The sequence below is a fragment of the Microbacterium sp. A94 genome (assembly GCF_051842855.1).
GTDB lineage: Bacteria > Actinomycetota > Actinomycetes > Actinomycetales > Microbacteriaceae > Microbacterium.
Genome location: NZ_JBPXMU010000007.1, coordinates 14,173 through 31,553, shown reverse-complemented (window position 1 = coordinate 31,553; position 17,381 = coordinate 14,173). Strand labels below are relative to the sequence as shown.

Annotated in this window: 15 protein-coding genes and 1 pseudogene; 6 read left to right on the top strand and 10 right to left on the bottom strand. The window is 65.5% G+C overall.

The annotated features are described in order from the left end of the window. Positions 1-2 precede the first annotated feature (2 nt). A complete protein-coding gene (locus tag ACSU1L_RS15580) occupies positions 3-1,076 on the bottom strand; it encodes an iron-siderophore ABC transporter substrate-binding protein (RefSeq protein WP_439256404.1) in 1,074 nt (357 codons plus the stop codon). A gap of 133 nt (positions 1,077-1,209) precedes the next feature. Here ACSU1L_RS15580 and ACSU1L_RS15575 point away from each other — a divergent pair, with 133 nt between their 5' ends. Further along, positions 1,210-2,235: an FUSC family protein gene (locus tag ACSU1L_RS15575; RefSeq protein ID WP_439256403.1), complete on the top strand. Its 1,026-nt coding sequence runs from the start codon at positions 1,210-1,212 to the stop codon at positions 2,233-2,235. 28 nt (positions 2,236-2,263) lie between these two features. Then, on the top strand, positions 2,264-2,974 hold the full coding sequence (gene deoD, locus ACSU1L_RS15570; protein WP_438252710.1) for a purine-nucleoside phosphorylase: 711 nt from the start codon (positions 2,264-2,266) through the stop codon (positions 2,972-2,974). Between the two features lie 15 nt (positions 2,975-2,989). On the opposite strand, the gene ACSU1L_RS15565 is transcribed toward deoD, so the two are convergent. Then, complete coding sequence (locus ACSU1L_RS15565) at positions 2,990-4,621, bottom strand: SulP family inorganic anion transporter (RefSeq protein WP_439256402.1); 1,632 nt, start codon at positions 4,619-4,621, stop codon at positions 2,990-2,992. After that, the gene (locus tag ACSU1L_RS15560) at positions 4,618-4,980 is read right to left on the bottom strand and encodes an ArsR/SmtB family transcription factor (RefSeq protein ID WP_439256401.1); all 363 of its coding nucleotides are present in this window, start codon (positions 4,978-4,980) and stop codon (positions 4,618-4,620) included. The genes ACSU1L_RS15565 and ACSU1L_RS15560 overlap by 4 nt, the downstream gene beginning before the upstream one ends. Before the next feature lie 74 nt (positions 4,981-5,054). On the opposite strand from ACSU1L_RS15560, the gene ACSU1L_RS15555 reads away from it, so the two are divergent. Together ACSU1L_RS15555 and ACSU1L_RS15550 are read left to right on the top strand one after the other, a co-directional pair. Next, the gene (locus tag ACSU1L_RS15555; protein ID WP_439256400.1) at positions 5,055-5,429 is read left to right on the top strand and encodes a zinc ribbon domain-containing protein YjdM; all 375 of its coding nucleotides are present in this window, start codon (positions 5,055-5,057) and stop codon (positions 5,427-5,429) included. A 147-nt stretch (positions 5,430-5,576) separates the two neighbouring features. Next, the gene (locus ACSU1L_RS15550) at positions 5,577-8,105 is read left to right on the top strand and encodes a DEAD/DEAH box helicase (RefSeq protein WP_439256399.1); all 2,529 of its coding nucleotides are present in this window, start codon (positions 5,577-5,579) and stop codon (positions 8,103-8,105) included. A gap of 37 nt (positions 8,106-8,142) precedes the next feature. Here ACSU1L_RS15550 and ACSU1L_RS15545 read toward each other — a convergent pair whose 3' ends face one another. The 6 genes from ACSU1L_RS15545 to ACSU1L_RS15520 are packed head-to-tail and all read right to left on the bottom strand — an operon-like array spanning position 8,143 to position 15,031. Next, positions 8,143-8,817, bottom strand: coding sequence for an N-acetylmannosamine-6-phosphate 2-epimerase (locus ACSU1L_RS15545; protein WP_439256398.1), 675 nt, complete (start codon positions 8,815-8,817; stop codon positions 8,143-8,145). Continuing rightward, the gene (locus tag ACSU1L_RS15540; RefSeq protein WP_439256397.1) at positions 8,814-9,761 is read right to left on the bottom strand and encodes an N-acetylglucosamine kinase; all 948 of its coding nucleotides are present in this window, start codon (positions 9,759-9,761) and stop codon (positions 8,814-8,816) included. Before ACSU1L_RS15540 ends, ACSU1L_RS15545 begins: the two co-directional genes overlap by 4 nt. 27 nt (positions 9,762-9,788) lie before the next feature. Continuing rightward, positions 9,789-11,939 (bottom strand): alpha-N-acetylglucosaminidase, encoded by a 2,151-nt coding sequence (locus ACSU1L_RS15535; RefSeq protein WP_439256396.1) that lies wholly within the window; start codon positions 11,937-11,939, stop codon positions 9,789-9,791. An 8-nt stretch (positions 11,940-11,947) separates the two neighbouring features. Next, entirely contained in the window at positions 11,948-12,769 is an 822-nt protein-coding gene (locus tag ACSU1L_RS15530; protein ID WP_439256395.1) for a carbohydrate ABC transporter permease, read from the bottom strand. Beyond that, on the bottom strand, positions 12,766-13,701 hold the full coding sequence (locus ACSU1L_RS15525; RefSeq protein ID WP_439256394.1) for a carbohydrate ABC transporter permease: 936 nt from the start codon (positions 13,699-13,701) through the stop codon (positions 12,766-12,768). The genes ACSU1L_RS15530 and ACSU1L_RS15525 overlap by 4 nt, the downstream gene beginning before the upstream one ends. A gap of 4 nt (positions 13,702-13,705) precedes the next feature. Continuing rightward, complete coding sequence (locus tag ACSU1L_RS15520) at positions 13,706-15,031, bottom strand: ABC transporter substrate-binding protein (RefSeq protein ID WP_439256393.1); 1,326 nt, start codon at positions 15,029-15,031, stop codon at positions 13,706-13,708. A 106-nt stretch (positions 15,032-15,137) separates the two neighbouring features. Here ACSU1L_RS15520 and ACSU1L_RS15515 point away from each other — a divergent pair, with 106 nt between their 5' ends. Both ACSU1L_RS15515 and ACSU1L_RS15510 read left to right on the top strand, forming a co-directional pair. After that, positions 15,138-16,061 (top strand): BadF/BadG/BcrA/BcrD ATPase family protein, encoded by a 924-nt coding sequence (locus ACSU1L_RS15515; RefSeq protein ID WP_439256392.1) that lies wholly within the window; start codon positions 15,138-15,140, stop codon positions 16,059-16,061. Between the two features lie 13 nt (positions 16,062-16,074). Beyond that, on the top strand, positions 16,075-16,779 hold the full coding sequence (locus tag ACSU1L_RS15510) for a GntR family transcriptional regulator (RefSeq protein ID WP_439256391.1): 705 nt from the start codon (positions 16,075-16,077) through the stop codon (positions 16,777-16,779). A 173-nt stretch (positions 16,780-16,952) separates the two neighbouring features. Here ACSU1L_RS15510 and ACSU1L_RS15505 read toward each other — a convergent pair. Next, positions 16,953-17,381: pseudogene (locus tag ACSU1L_RS15505) on the bottom strand (hypothetical protein); the annotation flags it as partial.

Genomic DNA, 17,381 nt, shown 5'->3' with positions numbered 1-17,381 from the left:
GGTCACTCGCTCAGCAGCGGCGCCTCGAGGATCGCGAAGTAGTCGTCGATCCCCCAGCCGATGGACAGCGGCGACGGGTTCGCGGAGGCCGCGATCGGCGTAGCATCCGGAAGGATCGCAATCCGCCCCTCGGCGACGGCGGGGATCTTCGACAGCAGCGGGTCGGCCTGGAGCGTGGCGATCATCGACTCGTCTCCATAGGAGATGAATACGTCGACGTCGTTGAACTTGTCGGCTTCCTCCGCGCTGAGCGTGAGGTAGAACTCGGTGCTGTCAGCGTTCTTCTCGAGGACCTCCGGCACCGGAAGGCCGAGGTCCATGAGGAAGCCAGGGCGCGTATCAGCGGGGGTGTAGAAGCCGACCTGGCTCAGATCGCTCGGGTCGAGGTAGGTGAACAGGAGCTTTGCGTCCTTGAGCGCCGGGTGGGCCTCAAGCGCAGCATCCGTCTCGGCGTGGATCTCGTCGATCAGAGCGTCGCCCGCCTCGGCGAGGCCGAGCGCCGTCGAGTTCATCGTGATCATGTCCTCGACCGAGGTCGCCCAGGCAATCTCGGGGTAGGCGATGACCGGTGCGATCTTGGAGAGGGTGTCGTACTCCTCCTGCGTGATGCCGGAGTATGAGGCCAGAATCACGTCGGGGTTCGTGTCGGCGACTGCTTCGAAGTCGACGCCGTCCGTCTCGTCGAACAGCACGGGAACGTCGCCGGCTTGCTCGGCCTTCTCATCGCCGATCAGCGAGACGTCAACGCCGAGTTCGGTCATCTCGTCCTCGACCCACGGGAGCACCCCGTTGTCATTGTCGTCGCCCCAGGTCGCCTTGCTCATACCGACCGGGACGATGCCCAGAGCGAGCGGCACTTCGTGATTCGCCCAGGCGACGGTCGCAACCCGTTCCGGCTTCTGCGTGATCGTCGTCTCGCCGTAGATGTGCTCGACCGTTACCGGGAACGCATCATCGGATGCCGGATTCGAGCCAGCGGATGCGTCGGTGCTGGTGGGGGCGGGCGACGAGCAGGCTACGAGGCCGACGGCCAGAACAGCTGCTGCGCTGATGCCCACGGGACGGGAAATGCGCACAGGCTTCCCTTTCGGGTTGGTGGTTTCGGGTGACGTGAAGCGTGGAGACTTTGGTAAGCCTCGCCTAATGTAACACGAGGTTAGGGTCACCTCACAAGAGTGAGTTTTGACATTACGGCGCTAACGTTGCCTCATGCGGATGACAGTGCGCAGCGCGAAGCGCGCTCCCCTGCTGCAGGTCGTGAAGTCGGCTGTGGCGACGATCGGCGCGTGGTTGATCGCCGGATGGCTGATGCCGGGACCACTGCCCGTGTTCGCCGCGATCGGCGCCCTGCTGGTCGTGTTGCCGAGTGTGAACCAGTCATTCACCAAGGCCATCGAACGCAGCCTCGGAGTCATCGTCGGCGTTGTCATCGCGTCAGCGCTCAGCCTGCTGCTGGGCCCGCAGAGCTGGGTCGTGCTGCTCGCGATCGTCGTGGCGATGCTCGTCGCCTGGGCTTTCCGCGCGACACCGGGGGTGGGCAACCAGGTTGCCATCTCAGCGATGCTCGTGCTGGCACTCGGGTCCTCAAGCCCGCAGTACGCGGTCGATCGGATCCTGGAGACGTTGATCGGCGTCGCGATCGGGCTCATCGTGAACGCGCTGATCGTGCCGCCCGTCCTCACCGCTCCGGCACGCCGTGACCTCGGTCTGCTCGGTGCTGAGCTGGCCGCGAGCCTGGATCGGCTGGCCGTTGCGCTGCCCACGGCCCGAACGCCGCAGCAGCTGCAGGAGCTCATGCTGGAAGCACGGCTGCTGCGTCCGATGAAAGAGGCCGCCGAGGAATCGGTCACCGCCGGCGAGGAATCACTGACCCTGAACCCGCGCCGCGCCGCTCGTGGCGATCTCGCCGAGATGCGCACCCTGCTCACCCGGCTGGCACCGATCGTCACGCAGGTGATCGGAATGACGCGGGCGTACTTCGACCACTATGACGATACTCTCGCCGACGAGCCGACCGTGCGCGCGATTGCCGAGCAGCTGCGCCGCGCCGGGCACGACGTGCGATTGGCCGTGCAGCTCGCTGAAGTCGCGCCGGAAGAGACGACCGAGACATCGGCGATCCAAGCGCTGACGGCTCCGCTGCGGGTGAGGCCGCCGGCATCCGGTCACTGGATTCTGATCGGCTCACTCATGGAGGATCTGCGCCGCATCCGCGAAGCGCTCGTCGAGGACTGAGCCCGCGAGGGGTGACTACGCTCGACACATGAGCACCCACATCGCCGCTGAGCCCGGTCAGATCGCCCCCGTCGTCCTGTTCCCCGGAGACCCGCTGCGGGCGCAGTGGATCGCGGAGACTTTCCTCGAGGATGCCGTGCTGTATTCGGAGACCCGAGGGATGCTGGGATTCACCGGCACCTGGCAGGGCCATCGCATCTCGGTGCAGGGGTCCGGCATGGGTCAGCCGTCGATGGCGATCTACGCCAATGAGCTGTTCAACGAGTACGACGTACAGAAGATTGTGCGCGTCGGCTCCTGCGGTGCGCTGACTGAGAAGCTGGCGGTGCGCGACATCATCATCGCCAATGGCGCCTGCACCGATTCGGGCATCAACCGCGTGCGCTTCAACGGCCTGGACTACGCGCCCGTTGCAGACTTCGCGCTCCTGCGCGCAGCGGTGGAGGCGAGCGAGGAGCTGTCGATTCCGTCGAACGTCCACGTCGGCTTGCTGTTCTCGAGCGACCAGTTCTACAGCACGCGGCCAGAGCTCAGCGAACCATTCGTGAAGCACGGCGCGCTGGGCGTGGAGATGGAGACCAGCGGGCTCTACACGCTCGCGGCGTACTACGACCGTCAGGCGCTGAGCATCTGCACCGTGTCGGATCACCTCATCACCGGCGAGGAGACGACCGCGAAGGAGCGCGAGCAGACCTTCGGCGACATGATCGAGATCGCGCTGCGCGCGGCGACGGCCTGAGACCCGACCCGAGCCTCACCCCGCCGAGGCCGCCCGCACGATGTGGCTGCGCGCATGCGCGACAGCGGTGCCGAGATCCTCGAACAGGTGGTTCTGGTGACGCAGGGATGCGATCACGCCCACGCGCTCGGCGAGCTCACGATGCTGCGGCGCGATGCCCTTCACCAGCACGGTGATGCCCCGCCGCTCCAGCGAGGTGATCAGCTCGGTGATCACCTGCGCGCCGGTCGCATCGAGAACCTGCAGCTGAGACATCCGCAGCACGACGACCTCGACATCGCGCAACTCATTGACCCGCTCCATGGTCTTCTCGGCTGCACCGAAGAACAGCGCACCCTCCAGTCGGAACACCGCGATGCGCTCATCCCCCGGCTGCGCCGCACCCGGCAGCTCCTCGCGATACACACCGCTGGTGCGCGCGAGCTGACGAAGCGCGAAGAAGCCGGCCGCGACAAGGCCGATGAGCACGGCGTAGATGAGATCGACGCTGACAGTGATCACCGCGGTGAGGCAGAAGACGACAGCATCCGCCCGCGTCGAGCGCATCACGGTGCGCACCGTCGACGGCGCGACCATGCGGCAGGCGGTCACCATCAGCACACCGGCGAGAGCTGCGAGCGGAATGTGCGAGACGACGGATGCTCCGACCAGGGCTATCGCCAGCAGCAGCACGGCATGGACAATCGACGCGAGCCGCGTGCGCGCCCCCGCCCGGACGTTCACTGCGGTGCGGGCGATGGCGCCGGTCGCCGGCATCCCGCCGAATAGTCCCGCGGCGAGCGAGGCGAGTCCCTGCCCGACCAGCTCGCGGTCGGCGTCGTAGTGGCCGGTGTCGGCGAGCGTGGATGCCACGCGCACGGAGAGCAGCGACTCGATCGCGGCAAGCGCGGCCACGGCAGCGGCGGGACCCGCCAACGACAGCAGCACCGCGGGGTCAAGTGTGGGCAGGGTCGGCGCGGGCAAGCCCGTCGGCAGCTGTCCGATGGTGTCGACGGGCAGAGCCAGCCCGATCAGGGAAGCAACGACGATCGCGAGCAGGGAACCGGGAAAGCGCGGATGAATCTTCAGCGAGACGAGCATGATCACGACGACCACGACGACGAGCAGCAGCGACCAGCCGAGCTTCGGCCAGCCCACCATCATCAGTGATTGCCACGCGGCGATCGCGGCATTTGTGCTGTCACCGATCGGGGTGCCGGTCGCGGTTGGCACCTGCTGCAGGAAGATGATGATGGCAATGCCGAGGGTGAAGCCCTCGATCACCGGCCACGGAATGTATCCGACGGTGCGGCCCAGGCGCAGCACGCCGGCGAGGAGCACCATGATCCCGGCGAGCAGGCAGACCGCGGCCAGGGCACCTGCGCCATGCTGCGCGAGGATCGGTGCGAGCACGACCACCATGGCGCCGGTCGGCCCGGACACCTGCACGTGGGACCCGCCGAACACCGCTGCGACGAAGCCCGCGATGATCGCGGTCACCAGCCCGCTTGCTGCTCCCGCGCCCGAGCTGACACCGAAGGCGAGTGCCAGCGGTAGCGCGACGATGCCGACAGTGATCCCCGCGAGGATGTCGCCTTTCCAGCTGCGGCGCAGTCCGTGATAGTCGGATGCCGCCGGCAGCAGCGTCAGCGCAGATCGAAGGCTCATGAACGGACCAGGATCTCGGGGAGCCCTTCCCGCGCGATCAGTTGTTCCTGGGTGGTCTCGAGTATCTCGGCTAGCAGTGCCCGGGCGACGTGGAGCAGATTCGCCACCTGCGGGTAGGCGAGGCGGTAGAAGACGAGGCTGCCGCGACGTTCCGAGATGACCAGTCGGTTGCGGCGCAGCACGGACAGGTGCTGGGAGACATGTGAAGCCTCGATGTCGATGGCTTTGAGGAGCTCGGAAACCGAGGCTTCAGGCGTCGCGGAGAGCACCTCGAGGATGCGGATCCGGATCGGGTGTGCGAGGCCCTTGAAGAGCCCGGCCTTCACCTCATAGAGCGGCCGATTCGGGTCGGTGAACATGCGGCGAGCCCTCCTTCGGCATCATCAGGCCGTGGCGGTCTGATGATTTCATCATATCGCGGTATCATGGCGGCATGGCTGATTCGCTTCCCCTGTGCCCCGAGTGCTCCAGCGAGCACGCCTATGAAATGGGCGCGCTGCTCGTCTGCCCGATGTGCGGACATGAGTGGTCTCCGGCTGAGGCCGATGCCGCGTCCGCCGATGCTGATGCTGACGCCTCTGCTGGCGATGCCGCTGTCGTGAAGGACTCCGTCGGCAACGTCCTCACCGATGGCGACTCGGTCGTGGTGACCACCTCCATCAAAGTGAAGGGGTCGCAGGGAATCAAGGCCGGCACCAAGGTGCGCGGCATCCGCCTCATCGATCCGGTCAACGGCCACGACATCGACTGCAAGGTCGACGGATTCGGCCCTATGCTGCTGAAGTCGAGCGTCGTCAAGAAGGTCTGAGCCGGGTCTTTCTGGTTCATAACTCCTGAAAACTGGCGCAGATCGGGCCGTTTCGGCCGATGTGATCGTCACCACGCAGCATTTCTCAGGAGTTGTGCGCGGCGAGGGTGCGTGCCCATCGGTTGAGTGAGAGATGATCGAAGGACCATGACTTCCTCCGCGCGCCTCGATCCGACCTCCTTGCGCGACGATACGGGGGCCGTCGACCCGGATGCCGTCTACCTGGCGTTCGTCGAATGGGCAGAGTCCACCGGCATCCAGCTCTACCCGGCGCAGGATGAGGCGGTCATCGAGATCGTCTCCGGGAACAACCTGATCCTGTCGACGCCGACCGGCACCGGAAAATCGCTCGTCGCGATCGGGGCACACTTCTCCGCTCTTGTCCACGGACGCCGCAGCTATTACACCGCTCCGATCAAAGCCCTGGTGAGCGAGAAATTCTTCGCTCTCGTCGAGACCTTCGGCCCCGAGAACGTCGGGATGATCACCGGCGATTCGTCGGTCAACGCGGATGCGCCGATCATCTGCTGCACGGCCGAGATCCTGGCGAACCTCGCGCTTCGCCAGGGACCGGATGCCGACGTCGGACAGGTCGTCATGGACGAGTTCCACTTCTACGCCGACCCCGAGCGCGGGTGGGCGTGGCAGGTTCCGCTGCTGACGCTGCCACAGGCGCAGTTCGTGCTGATGTCGGCGACGCTCGGCGATGTCACTGAACTTGCCGAAGACCTGACCCGGCGCACGTCGCGCGAGACCGCCGTGGTGACCGGAGTCGAGCGCCCGGTGCCGCTGCACTTCTTCTATGAACTGACCCCGATCCACGAGACCGTCGAAGATCTGCTGAACACCAGCCAATCGCCGGTCTATGTCGTGCACTTCTCACAGGCCGCGGCCATGGAACGCGCGCAGGCACTGTCGAGCACGAAGATCGCGACGCGCGAGCAGCGCGATGAGATCGCAGCACTGATCGGCGAGTTCCGCTTCACCACGGCATTCGGCCGGACGCTGTCCAAGTTCCTGCGTGCCGGCATCGGTGTACATCACGCGGGCATGCTGCCGAAATATCGGCGACTTGTCGAACAGCTCGCCCAGCGCGGGATGCTGCGTGTGATCTGCGGCACGGACACCCTCGGCGTCGGGATCAACGTCCCGATCCGCACGGTGCTGCTGACGGCGCTGACGAAGTTCGACGGCACGCGGATGCGTCAGCTGAATGCGCGTGAGTTCCATCAGATTGCGGGCCGCGCCGGTCGCGCCGGGTTCGACACCGCGGGCACCGTGGTTTGCCAGGCTCCGGAGCACGAGAGCGAGAACGCCGCCGCGATCAAGAAGGCCGGCGACGACCCGAAGAAGAAGCGCAAGCTCATCCGCAAGAAGGCTCCGGACGGCTTCGTGTCGTGGGGAGAGCCGTCGTTCCGCAAGCTCGTGGACGCGGAACCGGAGACTCTGACTTCGCACATGCAGATCACGAGCGCGATGATGCTCAATGTGATCGGCCGTGGCGGCGATGTGTTCGGAAATATGCGCGCACTGGTATATGACAACCATGAACCGCGATCGCGCCAGCGTCAGCTCGCGATCCGGGCGCTCGGCATCTATCGCACGCTGCGTGAGTCGGGCATCGTCGAGCAATCGGATTCTGGCGAGATTCGTCTCACCGTTGATCTGCAACCGAACTTTGCGCTGAACCAACCGCTGTCGCCGTTCGCACTGGCAGCCTTCGAGCTACTTGACCCGGATGCCGCGACATTCGCGCTCGACATGATCTCGATCGTGGAGTCGACCCTCGATGACCCGCGTGCGGTGCTAAGCCAGCAGGAGTTTCTCGCCCGCGGCGATGCCGTGGCGGAGATGAAGCGCGAAGGCATCGAGTACGACGAGCGCATGGAACTGCTCGAGCAGATCACGTATCCGAAGCCGCTCGAGGAACTTCTCGGTGCGACGTTCGAGACGTACAGTGCCGCGCAGCCGTGGATTCGCGACTTCGAACTGCATCCGAAAGCTGTCGTGCGCGACATGTATGAGCGAGCCATGTCGTTCGGGGAATATGTCGCGTACTACAAGATCGCTCGGTCAGAGGGCGTGGTGCTGAGGTACCTGTCGGATGCTTATCGTGCGGCGTCGCAGACCATTCCGGAGGAACTCAAGAACGAAGACCTTCGCGACCTGATTGAGTGGCTCGGTGAGCTTGTGCGCCAGGTCGACTCGAGCCTGCTCGATGAGTGGGAAGAGTTGCGTGCCGGCACGGATAACGGCATCGTCGATCTGCATCGTGCGGATGACGATCCGATCGTGCCACCTGCTCCGAAGCGGCTCACGAGCAACGTGCGTGCATTCCGAATTCTGGTGCGCAACGAGCTGTTCCGTCGCGTGCAGCTGGCCGCGCTCGAAGATGTCGATGCCCTGGCCGCGCTTGACTCCGAATTCGGCGCCGATGGGTGGAACGATGCGCTCGACGCCTACTTCGCCGACCACGACGAGATCCTCACCGGAGCGGATGCCCGCAGCTCGAAGCTGCTGCTCCTGACTGAGGGCGCCACGAGCTGGACGGTGCGTCAGATCATCGACGACCCGGCTGGCGACCACGACTGGGGTATCTCCGCGACGGTGGATCTTGCGGCATCCGATGAGGCCGGCGAGGCCGTGGTCACGGTGAGCGGGGTTGATCGGCTTTAGCGACGGCGCGATTGCCGCGTCCGGTTGCGCCGCCCTCCTATCCGCGCATCGCGTCCGCGAACCACGACGTGATCGTGCTTGGGTGGGTGATGGCCGTCCCGACGCAGACGGCCCACGCTCCGGCATCCCGAGCAGCGGTGACATCGGCCGGCACTCGGACGCGCCCCTCGACGATCACCGGCTTCGTGCATCGTTCGACGATCTGTGCGATGAGGTCCAGATCCGGACCCGCCGACTTCGGACGCTCTCCCGTGTATCCCGCCAGCGTCGTCCCGAGGATGTCCGCGCCGGCAGCCTCAGCCGCGAGTGCGTCATCCACCGAGCCGCAGTCGGCCATGACCAGCACGTCGCTCCTCGCACGCACACCAGCGATCGTCTCCGCGAGAGTGAGCCCATCCGGACGCGGGCGTCGCGTGCCGTCGATCGCGACCACGTCGGCACCCGCATCCACGACCGCGAGCGCGTGCTGCAGCGTGGGCGTGATGAACACCGCGTCGTCGCCGTCCTTCCACAGGCCGATGATCGGCACCTCGAGGTCGGATGCTGCGCTGATGTCATCGACACCCTGCAGGCGGATGCCGGCGGCTCCCCCGATGACGGCGGCCCGGGCTATCTGAGCCATCGTCGCCGGATTGCGCATGGGCTCCCCTGGATACGCCTGGCAGGATACGATCAGTGCTCCGGCCAGAGCTTCTAATACCCCGCGCTTCATCGCTGCTCCCGTCTTGCGAGCGCAAGTGCGCCCTGTGTGCCGCTCGCTGCGAAGCGCAGCCGATCGCCGTACTCGGGCGTCAGGAGTTCGCGGACGGCCCTGCCGGTCGGCAGCGATTCCTCAAGGATGCTCCCGGCCAGCACCACGGGCCCGTCCTGGGCGCGCGAGAGCAGCCCGCACACCGTCCGGACCAGGTGCCTGGCCGCCTCATCGACGATCTCGGCCGCATCTGAGGACCCTTCGGCGCATGCCAGGGTGATGAGAGGAGCGAGCTCCGCGAGAGCCAGCGGCCCCGAATCATTCACGATCCGGATCAGAGCCGAAGCCTGTGCCTCCCCCGGCCATGCCTCCGCGCTCTGCTGCACTCCGGGCCGCGTCGTCAGGCCGAACTGGTCGATGACCAGCGATGCGAGCGTCGAGATCCGACCCTCCTGCAATGCCGCCAGCGTCGCACGCACCGCAGCGCGTCCGAGCCAGACCCCCGCCCCCTCATCACCGAGCAGCCATCCATAGCCTCCGCGGCGCTCAACCACCTGCCAGCCATCGATCAGCGCTGCAGAAGCACCGGTTCCTGCGATGAGCACGACACCGGTATCTCGATCGGTCGCTGACGCGTAGGCGGCTTCGAGATCCGAGACGATGCGCGGAACTCCGGTTAGGCCGCACTGCGCCCACGCCGCGTCGAAGCCGGCCCGTCGCGCGGGCTGCTCTCGCAGCGCAGCACTCCCGGCCATCCCGATCACGCCTCCGCGGATCCGTGCCGGATCCACGTCGCCGAGCGCTGCGCGCAGCGCGGCGGCGAAAGCGAGGTGCGCCGTCTCAGGCTGCGACACGGGATTCCCACCGCGGGCCGTCCCCTCTCCCCGCACAGCACCGACCGCATCGGCTATGACGATGCGCGTCGTCGAGCCACCGAGATCGCCTCCGAGGACCAGGTCGCTCATCTCACCCACCTGTGATGGCCGCTCGAGTCACGGCTGCGCCACTGCGGCGACGGCACGATTCCACTCCCGCAGCCGGACTGCGGTATCGAGGACGCGCTCCGACACCGGTTCCTCGAACTTTGGCGCATGCTGCCACGCCGCTTCGAACTGCGACAGCTGCTCGTTGAAGGCATCGACGTCGAGTTCCGACTCCCAGGCCGCCTCCAGCGCGTGCACCCAGCGCGCCCAACGCTCGCCGTAATAGCCGGAGATGAGACCGCTCCAATGTTTGCCCGCGTAGTCCTGGATCGGAAGACCCGGCGCGAACCACGAGGTGTTGATCAGCGTGGCGTCATGCACGAGGATCTGCTCCTCCGCTTCGCTCGTCGCCCAGCCGCGTGCAGCGTCCAGCCACGTGCGGAACCGATAGCCGGGGTATCGGTCTGCGAGCTCATCCATCGACCGGATGCTGTCGAGCAGTGCACCCGCAGCCGCGTCGAACTCCGCTCGGTCGCGCTTGACGAAAGCCGAGCGCGCACGGATCTGGATGCCGTTCGCGGTGCGGGAGAGCACCTCGAGTCCGAGATCGACGATGTCGCGCTCGAGCCCCGGTGTCGCGCCGTCTGCGAGCGCTGCCTCAATGAGCAGTTCCCACGCACGGATCATGTCGGCCGAGAGATCCTTCGGCTCGAAGTCTTCAGTGGTGTTGCCCGTCCATTCAGCGGCGAGGTCGCCCTCCACTCGCGGGCGGCACATGATGACCGAACGCACAGGACCGGTGCGCTCACCGTGTGTGTACACCTCTCTCAGGAGAATGCGCCAGGCCTCGCGGATACCATCATCCAGCCGCCCGTAGCGGATCCGCGCATAGTCGTCGATCCACGTATCCAAATCGATCGCCTCACGGCGCCACACGGCGTCGGCCATCAGTTCGTAGGCGACCGGGTCGTGGTCGAGGGCCTCGGGCGAGAGGCCGATGCCGGCCATGCTCCGCGCGGGCTGGTTGAGAATGCGGAAAGGCTCGTTCGCCACGAGGTCGAGCGCACCGTGCATACCGGGGCGACCCCCGAAGTTGTGCAGCATGGTCCATACCCAGGGACGACCCTCGAACTCCTCGGTCTTGTCCCACACCGGCGAGTGCTCGCCCCAGGTGTCCTGGATGAGCGTGTTCATGACGGGCATCTCGTTCAGCGCGGCGGTGATCCGTGCCGGCGTCCAGTACTCGGTGCGGTACTGGAAGGCCCAGCTCATGAGCACCCAGACCGCTGCAGGGTTGTGGCCGGTCAGCATCTTCGTGATCTGCGCGGCGCGCTTGGCGACCATCGCCGCTCCGGGCTCGACGCCGTCCTCAGCGGGGAGCTGCGGCAGGCCCTCGATGAAGGGGTCGATCGCGTAATAACCGTCGCTGCCGAACAGTCGCTCCTGCTCGCGCAGCAGCGCACTGCCGAGCTTCTCGAACGTCGGGTCGTCGGTGCCGAGCACGTAGTTGAACCGGTCCATCCACTCAACCTCGAACGAGGTCTCGCCCTTGAGGATCTCCGGCACGTAGCCGGCGAATCCCGGCAGCACCGGCTTCATACCCAGGCTCCGCTGGCGATCCATGATGCGCTGTCCGAGCTCGACGTGCGAGTCGATCCATTCCACAGTCATCGGGCCACCGTGGTAGCGCACGGATCCATGCCAGGTGAACGGCAGGAAGGCCGCGCTCCCCATGAATGCGAGCACTTCTTCCTCGCTCATGCCGAAGTCCTGGAAGACGCGGTACCAGACGCCCTCGTTGCCGACAACGTTCAGCGGCAGATTGATGCCGTGCAGCGCCATCAAATCGACCTCGCGCTCCCAGCGCTCCCAGTCCCAGAACGCCGTCGTGTACGAGAATGTGCAGAAGTTCATGTGGTAGCGGTGCTCCCACGGCGACGTGCGCTCGGTGAGCTCGAAGTCGGGAAGACGAGCGGGCAGCTCCACTGCTCCGGTATCGCGTGCGATCTGCAGGCCGCACGCGCTGCTCAGATAGAACCGCAGGGCAGAGGCGATCGCGACGCCGTTCGTGCCGCGCAGCGTGACGATTCCGTCGGATGCTGAGACCGCGAAGGAGTCTTCATCCCCTCCGGTCTGCGGATCGATCTCGACACGGAAGTCAGATGCTCCTTCGCCCAGCAGGCGGTGAAGCAGGCTCTCTGACGCAGTCTGCGTATTCATGTTGGCAGTCAACCTTTCAGTGCTCCTTGTGTGAGGCCCTCAACGAAGTAGCGCTGGAGCGCGATGTAGAGAACGAGGATGGGCAGCACCACGATGATGGATGCCGCGGACAGCAGGGGGATGTTTATCGTGAACTCCCCGATGAAGAAGCCGAGGCCAGCAGGGGCTGTGCGCTTGGACGAATCCTGGATGAGGATCAGAATCAGCAGGAACTGCTTCCAGCACCACATGAACACCAGCACGGCGAGAGTCGTCATCGCCGGACCCGAAAGCGGAAGCAGAACGATACGGAGGATCGTGGTCGAACGGGCTCCGTCGATCTGCGCTGCTTCCATGAGCTCTCTGGGCAGCGACGCGAAGTGCGTATACATCCAGAAGACGCTGAACGGCATGTACAGCGCGGTCTGCACGAGCACGAGACCGGTGAAGGTGTCCGTCAGCCCCACCGACTGCAGGTTGTAGTACAGCGGGATGATCACGAGCTCGATCGGGATCGTGAGGCCAGCGACGAAGAAGGCGAGTACGCCCTTGCTCCATCGCAGATTGAGGCAGGCCAGGCCGAAGCCCGCCAGCGTCGCGATGATCAGCGTGAGCGGAACGATGATGACGGCGAGGATGACACTGTTCCAGAGCAGCTTGTCCATCCCGGCCGAAGTCCATGCTTCCGCGAAGTTCGACAGGGTGGGCTCGTCCGGCCAGCCGATCCCCTGAATAGCACTACCCGAAGGGTAGAGCGCCGAGAACACGAGCGCGACCAGCGGAACCATCGTGACGACGACGAGCACAGCGACGATGGCATAGGCGAGAGTGCGGCCGAGATGGCGAGTCATTCTTCCCTCGTGATTCGATTGACGATGAGGACGACGGCAAGGATCATCGCGCTCAGGCAGGCGCCGACGGCGGAGGCCAGACCGATGTCATGCTCGGTGAAGGCGAGTCGGTAGATGACCAGGCTCGGCACCAGCGTGCGGTCGGCCGGTCCGCCGTTGGTCGTGGTGAAGACCAGGTCGAAGCTCGCGAGCGCCGCAACGATCGTGATCGTGAGCGCCACGCGGATCTCGCCGCGCAGGCCCGGCAGTGTCACGGCGAAGAACTCCTGCACTGGCCCGGCGCCGTCCAGGCGAGCGGCCTCGTACAGCGAGTGATCGATCTTCTGCACTCCGCTGGAGAAGAGCAGCATGCACAAACCGGTCATCACCCACGTGCCGATGAGGCCGACCGCGACGAGGGCGAAGCCGAAGTCGGCGAGCCACGCGCGGGTGATGGCCTCGAGACCGACCGCACGCAGCAGCTCGTTCAGCGGACCGCTGTCGGCGTACATCCATCGCCACACGATGCCGACGACGACGAGGGGGAAGATCTGCGGCAGGAACAGCAGCACGCGGGCCGCAGTCATCCAGCGCGATTTGATCTTGGCCACGATGCCGGCGACGAGAAGCCCGATGCCGATCGGCAGGATCGAGAAGAACGCCACGAGGATCAGAGCGTTGAGCAGCGTACGACGGAGCCGCTCATCGGCGAATACCTCGACGTAGTTTTCGAACCCGACCCAGGTGCTCGGCGAGATGCCGTTCCAGTCGTACAGCGAGTACTGCAGGGTCTGCACGGCGGGGATGATCGCGAAGATGATGTAGAGCACAAGCGCGGGCAGGACGAACCCGTACCCGGCGATTCGAAGGCGACGACGCGGGCGCCGGCGCCGGGGCGACGACGTGGTCGTCACCCCGGCGCGCGGAGCGCGCGTCTGAACTTCAGAGGTCACTCGATCATTCCGAGTGGTACTCGTCGCGGAAGCCCTGCAGCTCCGCGAGGAACGCGACGGGGTCGCCGGCGCCCGCCGTGAGCGCCTGGATTCCGGGTGTCATCCGGTCGATGATGCCGGGCGCTGCCGAGTCCGGGAAGCGCTTCATGCCGTCGTCAGCCATCACCGCGGCGAACGCGTCGAGCAGATCGCGGGTGGCGCCTTCTGCTTCGACCTTGGTATCGACGTGCGGGGGCATGTAGCCCTGATCGACGGCGACCTTTCCGCCCTCAGCGGATGCCATGTAGTCGAGGAATGCCACAGCGGCATCCGGGTGCTCGGTGCGGTTCGAGACCATGAACGCGACCGAAGATCCTGACATCGTGGCGGGAGAATCCGCCGTCTCACCGGGCATGGTGAAGAATCCGCCATCGTCACCGAGCACGTCGTTGACCTGCGTGACCGCCCAAGTTCCGTTGAACAGGAACAGCGTGTCGCCCTCGACGAAGTTCGCTGTCGACTGCGCCTGGCCGTTCGCGTTCGCGTCGGCCGGGAGGTATCCGCGAGCAGCCCAGTCGGCGAGCTTCTCTGTGGCGGCGAGAGCGCCGGGACCCGTGATCGAGCCGCCTTCCTGGCCGTTAACCCAGGCTCGGAAGTCATCCGACGGCATCAGGACATCCAGCAGGTTGGCCCACAGGTGCAGCGTTCCGGTGTCGAGGCCGCCCGCCTCCATCGGCGTGTAACCGGCGGCGAGCGCCTTGTCCATCGCGTCTTCGAGGTCGCCGAGAGTCGCGATCGGCAGCTCGATGCCCAGCTCTGCGGCAAGGGCCTTGTTCACGAAGATCCCGGTCTCGGAAAGAGCCGTCGGCACACCGTAGAGGTCTCCCTCGCCGAAGCGCTTGCCGTCGTCGCTGAACTCGGAGAACGCGAGGGCTGCACCGGGGAGAACGTCATCCCAGCCATAGGCCTCGCGGTACTGCTCGAGCGACAGCAGCTCACCGCCTGGTACGAGCTCTTTCATCACAACGCCGTACTGGGCGATGTCCGGCGGAGTGTTCGATGTCATCGTCAGGTTGATGCTGGTGTTGTACGCCGCGAACTCCGCGTACTCGGGTTCGATGGTGACCTGCGGGTACAGCTCATTGAACCCTTCGATGTACGCCTCGACCATCTCGCGAGGTGCGGTGGTCGCCATCCGCAGAGTGACCTCCTCCGGACCGATCTCCGTGGAGACCTCTCGATCCTCTGCGCCGGCGCTGTTCTGCGTCGCCTGTCCGCCTGGGGCGCACCCTGCGATGGCGAAAACAGCGATAGCTGCCACCGACAGCTGCGCAAATCTGCGAAATTTCATCGACTACTCCGTCCGAATATTTTCCTGCAACGAGTTCCGTTGCTCAAGATCACAACAACCCTAGGGATCTAGTTAAACACTAGGTGTACACGATAAGCTAACAGCCATGATCGGAATCGTCAATAATCAGCACCGGGGCCTGAACAGCGTCGATATCTGTATAGATATCGGGGGGACCGGTGTCCGCGCCAGACTGCTGCGCTCAAGCGATCATGCTGTGGTCAACTCTATGATTAGTTCCAAATCCCTCGGGGAGCTGGTCACACAGCTTTGCGCGCTCGACATCCGCTGCGAACGCGTCGCGGTCGGCGCGACCGGAGTCTGGGGGGATGCATCGCGCTTCGATACCGCGGCTCTCCAACCGCTCGGCGCTCACGAGGTGCGCATCGCAGACGATGGGCTGACCGCGCATCTGGGCGCCCTGGCAGGCCGCCCGGGCATCGTTGTGGCGATCGGCACCGGGCTCGTCACCGTGCGCATGACGGCAGATGGCCCGTTCACGCACATAGGAGGATACGGACTTCTGCTCGATGACCGCGGTTCCGGCGCGTGGATCGGCCAGCGCGCGGTGCGCCATGCCATCGACACCCACGAAGGTGTCAGCGACCACCAGAGCATCCTCGAGCTCTGCATCCGCGAACTCGGTCCGATCACACTGTGGTCCGAACGCATTCTGAGCACCGGACCCCGCGCTCTTGCCGCGCTCTGCTCACCACTGGCACTGCATGCCCGCGAGGGCGACGCCGACGCCGCGGCGATCTTCACCGCGGCCGGAACGCATATCGCTGACCGCCTGCACGCGGCAGTCAGGTCCGCAGCCACCGATGACGAGGCGATCACCACGACATTCACGGGCGGAGCGGCAGCCGCGCTCGATCTGCTCATGCCCGGGATCAGGTCGCGCGCTCTCGACCTCCCCCTCGAATTCGTCCCTGCCGAGGGAAGCCCGCTCGATGGCGCTGAGCGCCTGCTGCGCATCGAGAATCCGTCCGCAGAATCAAAGCTGTTGCACGTCATCACACGCCGATAGGGTCAGATCGAACATGGTTGCCAAGTATCAGCAGATTCTGCACACACTCTCCTCGCGCATCGACACGATGAGCGCTGGCGATGCGCTGCCCAGCGAAGAAGAGCTGTCGAAGGAGTTCGGTGTCTCTCCTATGACGACCCGGCGCGCGCTCACGATCCTCCTCGACGCCAAGCGCATCGTGGGCATCCGCGGCAAGGGCACGTTCGTCGCGCAGCGGCCGATGACCAGAACCATGACGCTGATGTCCTTCAGCGAGGCGATGCGCTCTCATGGCCGGGTGCCGCACTCGCAAGTGCTCGGCATGTCGATGGAACCGGCCGACGAAGAGACCGCAGCGAGCCTGCAGGTTGCCGAAGGAACCCACGTCTACAGCATTCGCCGCCTGCGTTTCGGAGATGATGCGCCCATCGGGGTCGACGTGTCGACGCTGCCTGCCGACCGGTTCCCCGGGCTGCTCGGGCACGACCTCAGCGGTTCGCTGTACACGGTGCTGCGCGACCACTACAGCACGAACATCGAGCGCGCAACCTCGCGGATCAGCGCCGTGCTGCCCGATGCCGAGACCGCCGGAATGCTGGACATCGAAACCGGCACGCCGTGCCTGGCGGTGAAGGCCACAGCCAAGGACGAACACGGCACGATCGCAGAAACAACCAGATCGCTCTACCGCAGCGACCTGTACGAGCTCACCGTCGACCACCATCGCGAGGCACGGTAACAGTAACGACCCGCTCCGTTTCGCCTGGCGGCGAGGCCGAACCATGTCTCACCGGGCGACACTCTGGGGGCGCTCGCACACATGTCGGACGGATCCGGCGAAAACGTCCGGCATCCGTGCATCCGGCCCCCAAACTGTCCGGGCGCCGGGCGCCGGGCGTCACCGACGCGCGCTCACCACGGGTTCGGCTTGTAGTCCTTCAGGAACACCCCGTGCTGATCGACGCCGAGCTCGCCCTGCACGATCGGATCGTACACGCGCGCAGCGCCATCGACGAGGTCGAGCGGTGCGTGGAAGCCCTCCTCGGCGAGACGCACCTTGGTGTGATGCGGGCGCTCGTCGGTGATCCAGCCGGTGTCGACGGCCGTCATCAGAATCCCGTCCTTCTCAAGCATCTCGCCGGCACTGGTGCGGGTGAGCATGTTGAGCGCCGCCTTGGCCATGTTGGTGTGCGGATGCCCCGGACCCTTGTAGCGGCGCGAGAACTGCCCCTCCATCGCCGAGACGTTCACGATGTACTTGCGGGAAGCCATCGAGGCCCGAAGCCTGCTGATCAACAGGAACGGCGCGGTCGTATTCGCCAGCTGCACCTCGAGCATCTC

Excerpts from the sequence above, each read along its gene's own strand:
- ACSU1L_RS15575 (WP_439256403.1), top strand. The coding sequence starts at position 1,210 with ATGCGGATGACAGTGCGCAGCGCGAAGCGCGCTCCCCTGCTGCAGGTC.
- deoD (WP_438252710.1), top strand. The coding sequence starts at position 2,264 with ATGAGCACCCACATCGCCGCTGAGCCCGGTCAGATCGCCCCCGTCGTC.
- ACSU1L_RS15565 (WP_439256402.1), bottom strand. The coding sequence starts at position 4,621 with ATGAGCCTTCGATCTGCGCTGACGCTGCTGCCGGCGGCATCCGACTAT.
- ACSU1L_RS15560 (WP_439256401.1), bottom strand. The coding sequence starts at position 4,980 with ATGTTCACCGACCCGAATCGGCCGCTCTATGAGGTGAAGGCCGGGCTC.
- ACSU1L_RS15555 (WP_439256400.1), top strand. The coding sequence starts at position 5,055 with ATGGCTGATTCGCTTCCCCTGTGCCCCGAGTGCTCCAGCGAGCACGCC.
- ACSU1L_RS15550 (WP_439256399.1), top strand. The coding sequence starts at position 5,577 with ATGACTTCCTCCGCGCGCCTCGATCCGACCTCCTTGCGCGACGATACG.
- ACSU1L_RS15545 (WP_439256398.1), bottom strand. The coding sequence starts at position 8,817 with ATGAAGCGCGGGGTATTAGAAGCTCTGGCCGGAGCACTGATCGTATCC.
- ACSU1L_RS15540 (WP_439256397.1), bottom strand. The coding sequence starts at position 9,761 with ATGAGCGACCTGGTCCTCGGAGGCGATCTCGGTGGCTCGACGACGCGC.
- ACSU1L_RS15535 (WP_439256396.1), bottom strand. The coding sequence starts at position 11,939 with ATGAATACGCAGACTGCGTCAGAGAGCCTGCTTCACCGCCTGCTGGGC.
- ACSU1L_RS15530 (WP_439256395.1), bottom strand. The coding sequence starts at position 12,769 with ATGACTCGCCATCTCGGCCGCACTCTCGCCTATGCCATCGTCGCTGTG.
- ACSU1L_RS15520 (WP_439256393.1), bottom strand. The coding sequence starts at position 15,031 with ATGAAATTTCGCAGATTTGCGCAGCTGTCGGTGGCAGCTATCGCTGTT.
- ACSU1L_RS15515 (WP_439256392.1), top strand. The coding sequence starts at position 15,138 with ATGATCGGAATCGTCAATAATCAGCACCGGGGCCTGAACAGCGTCGAT.
- ACSU1L_RS15510 (WP_439256391.1), top strand. The coding sequence starts at position 16,075 with ATGGTTGCCAAGTATCAGCAGATTCTGCACACACTCTCCTCGCGCATC.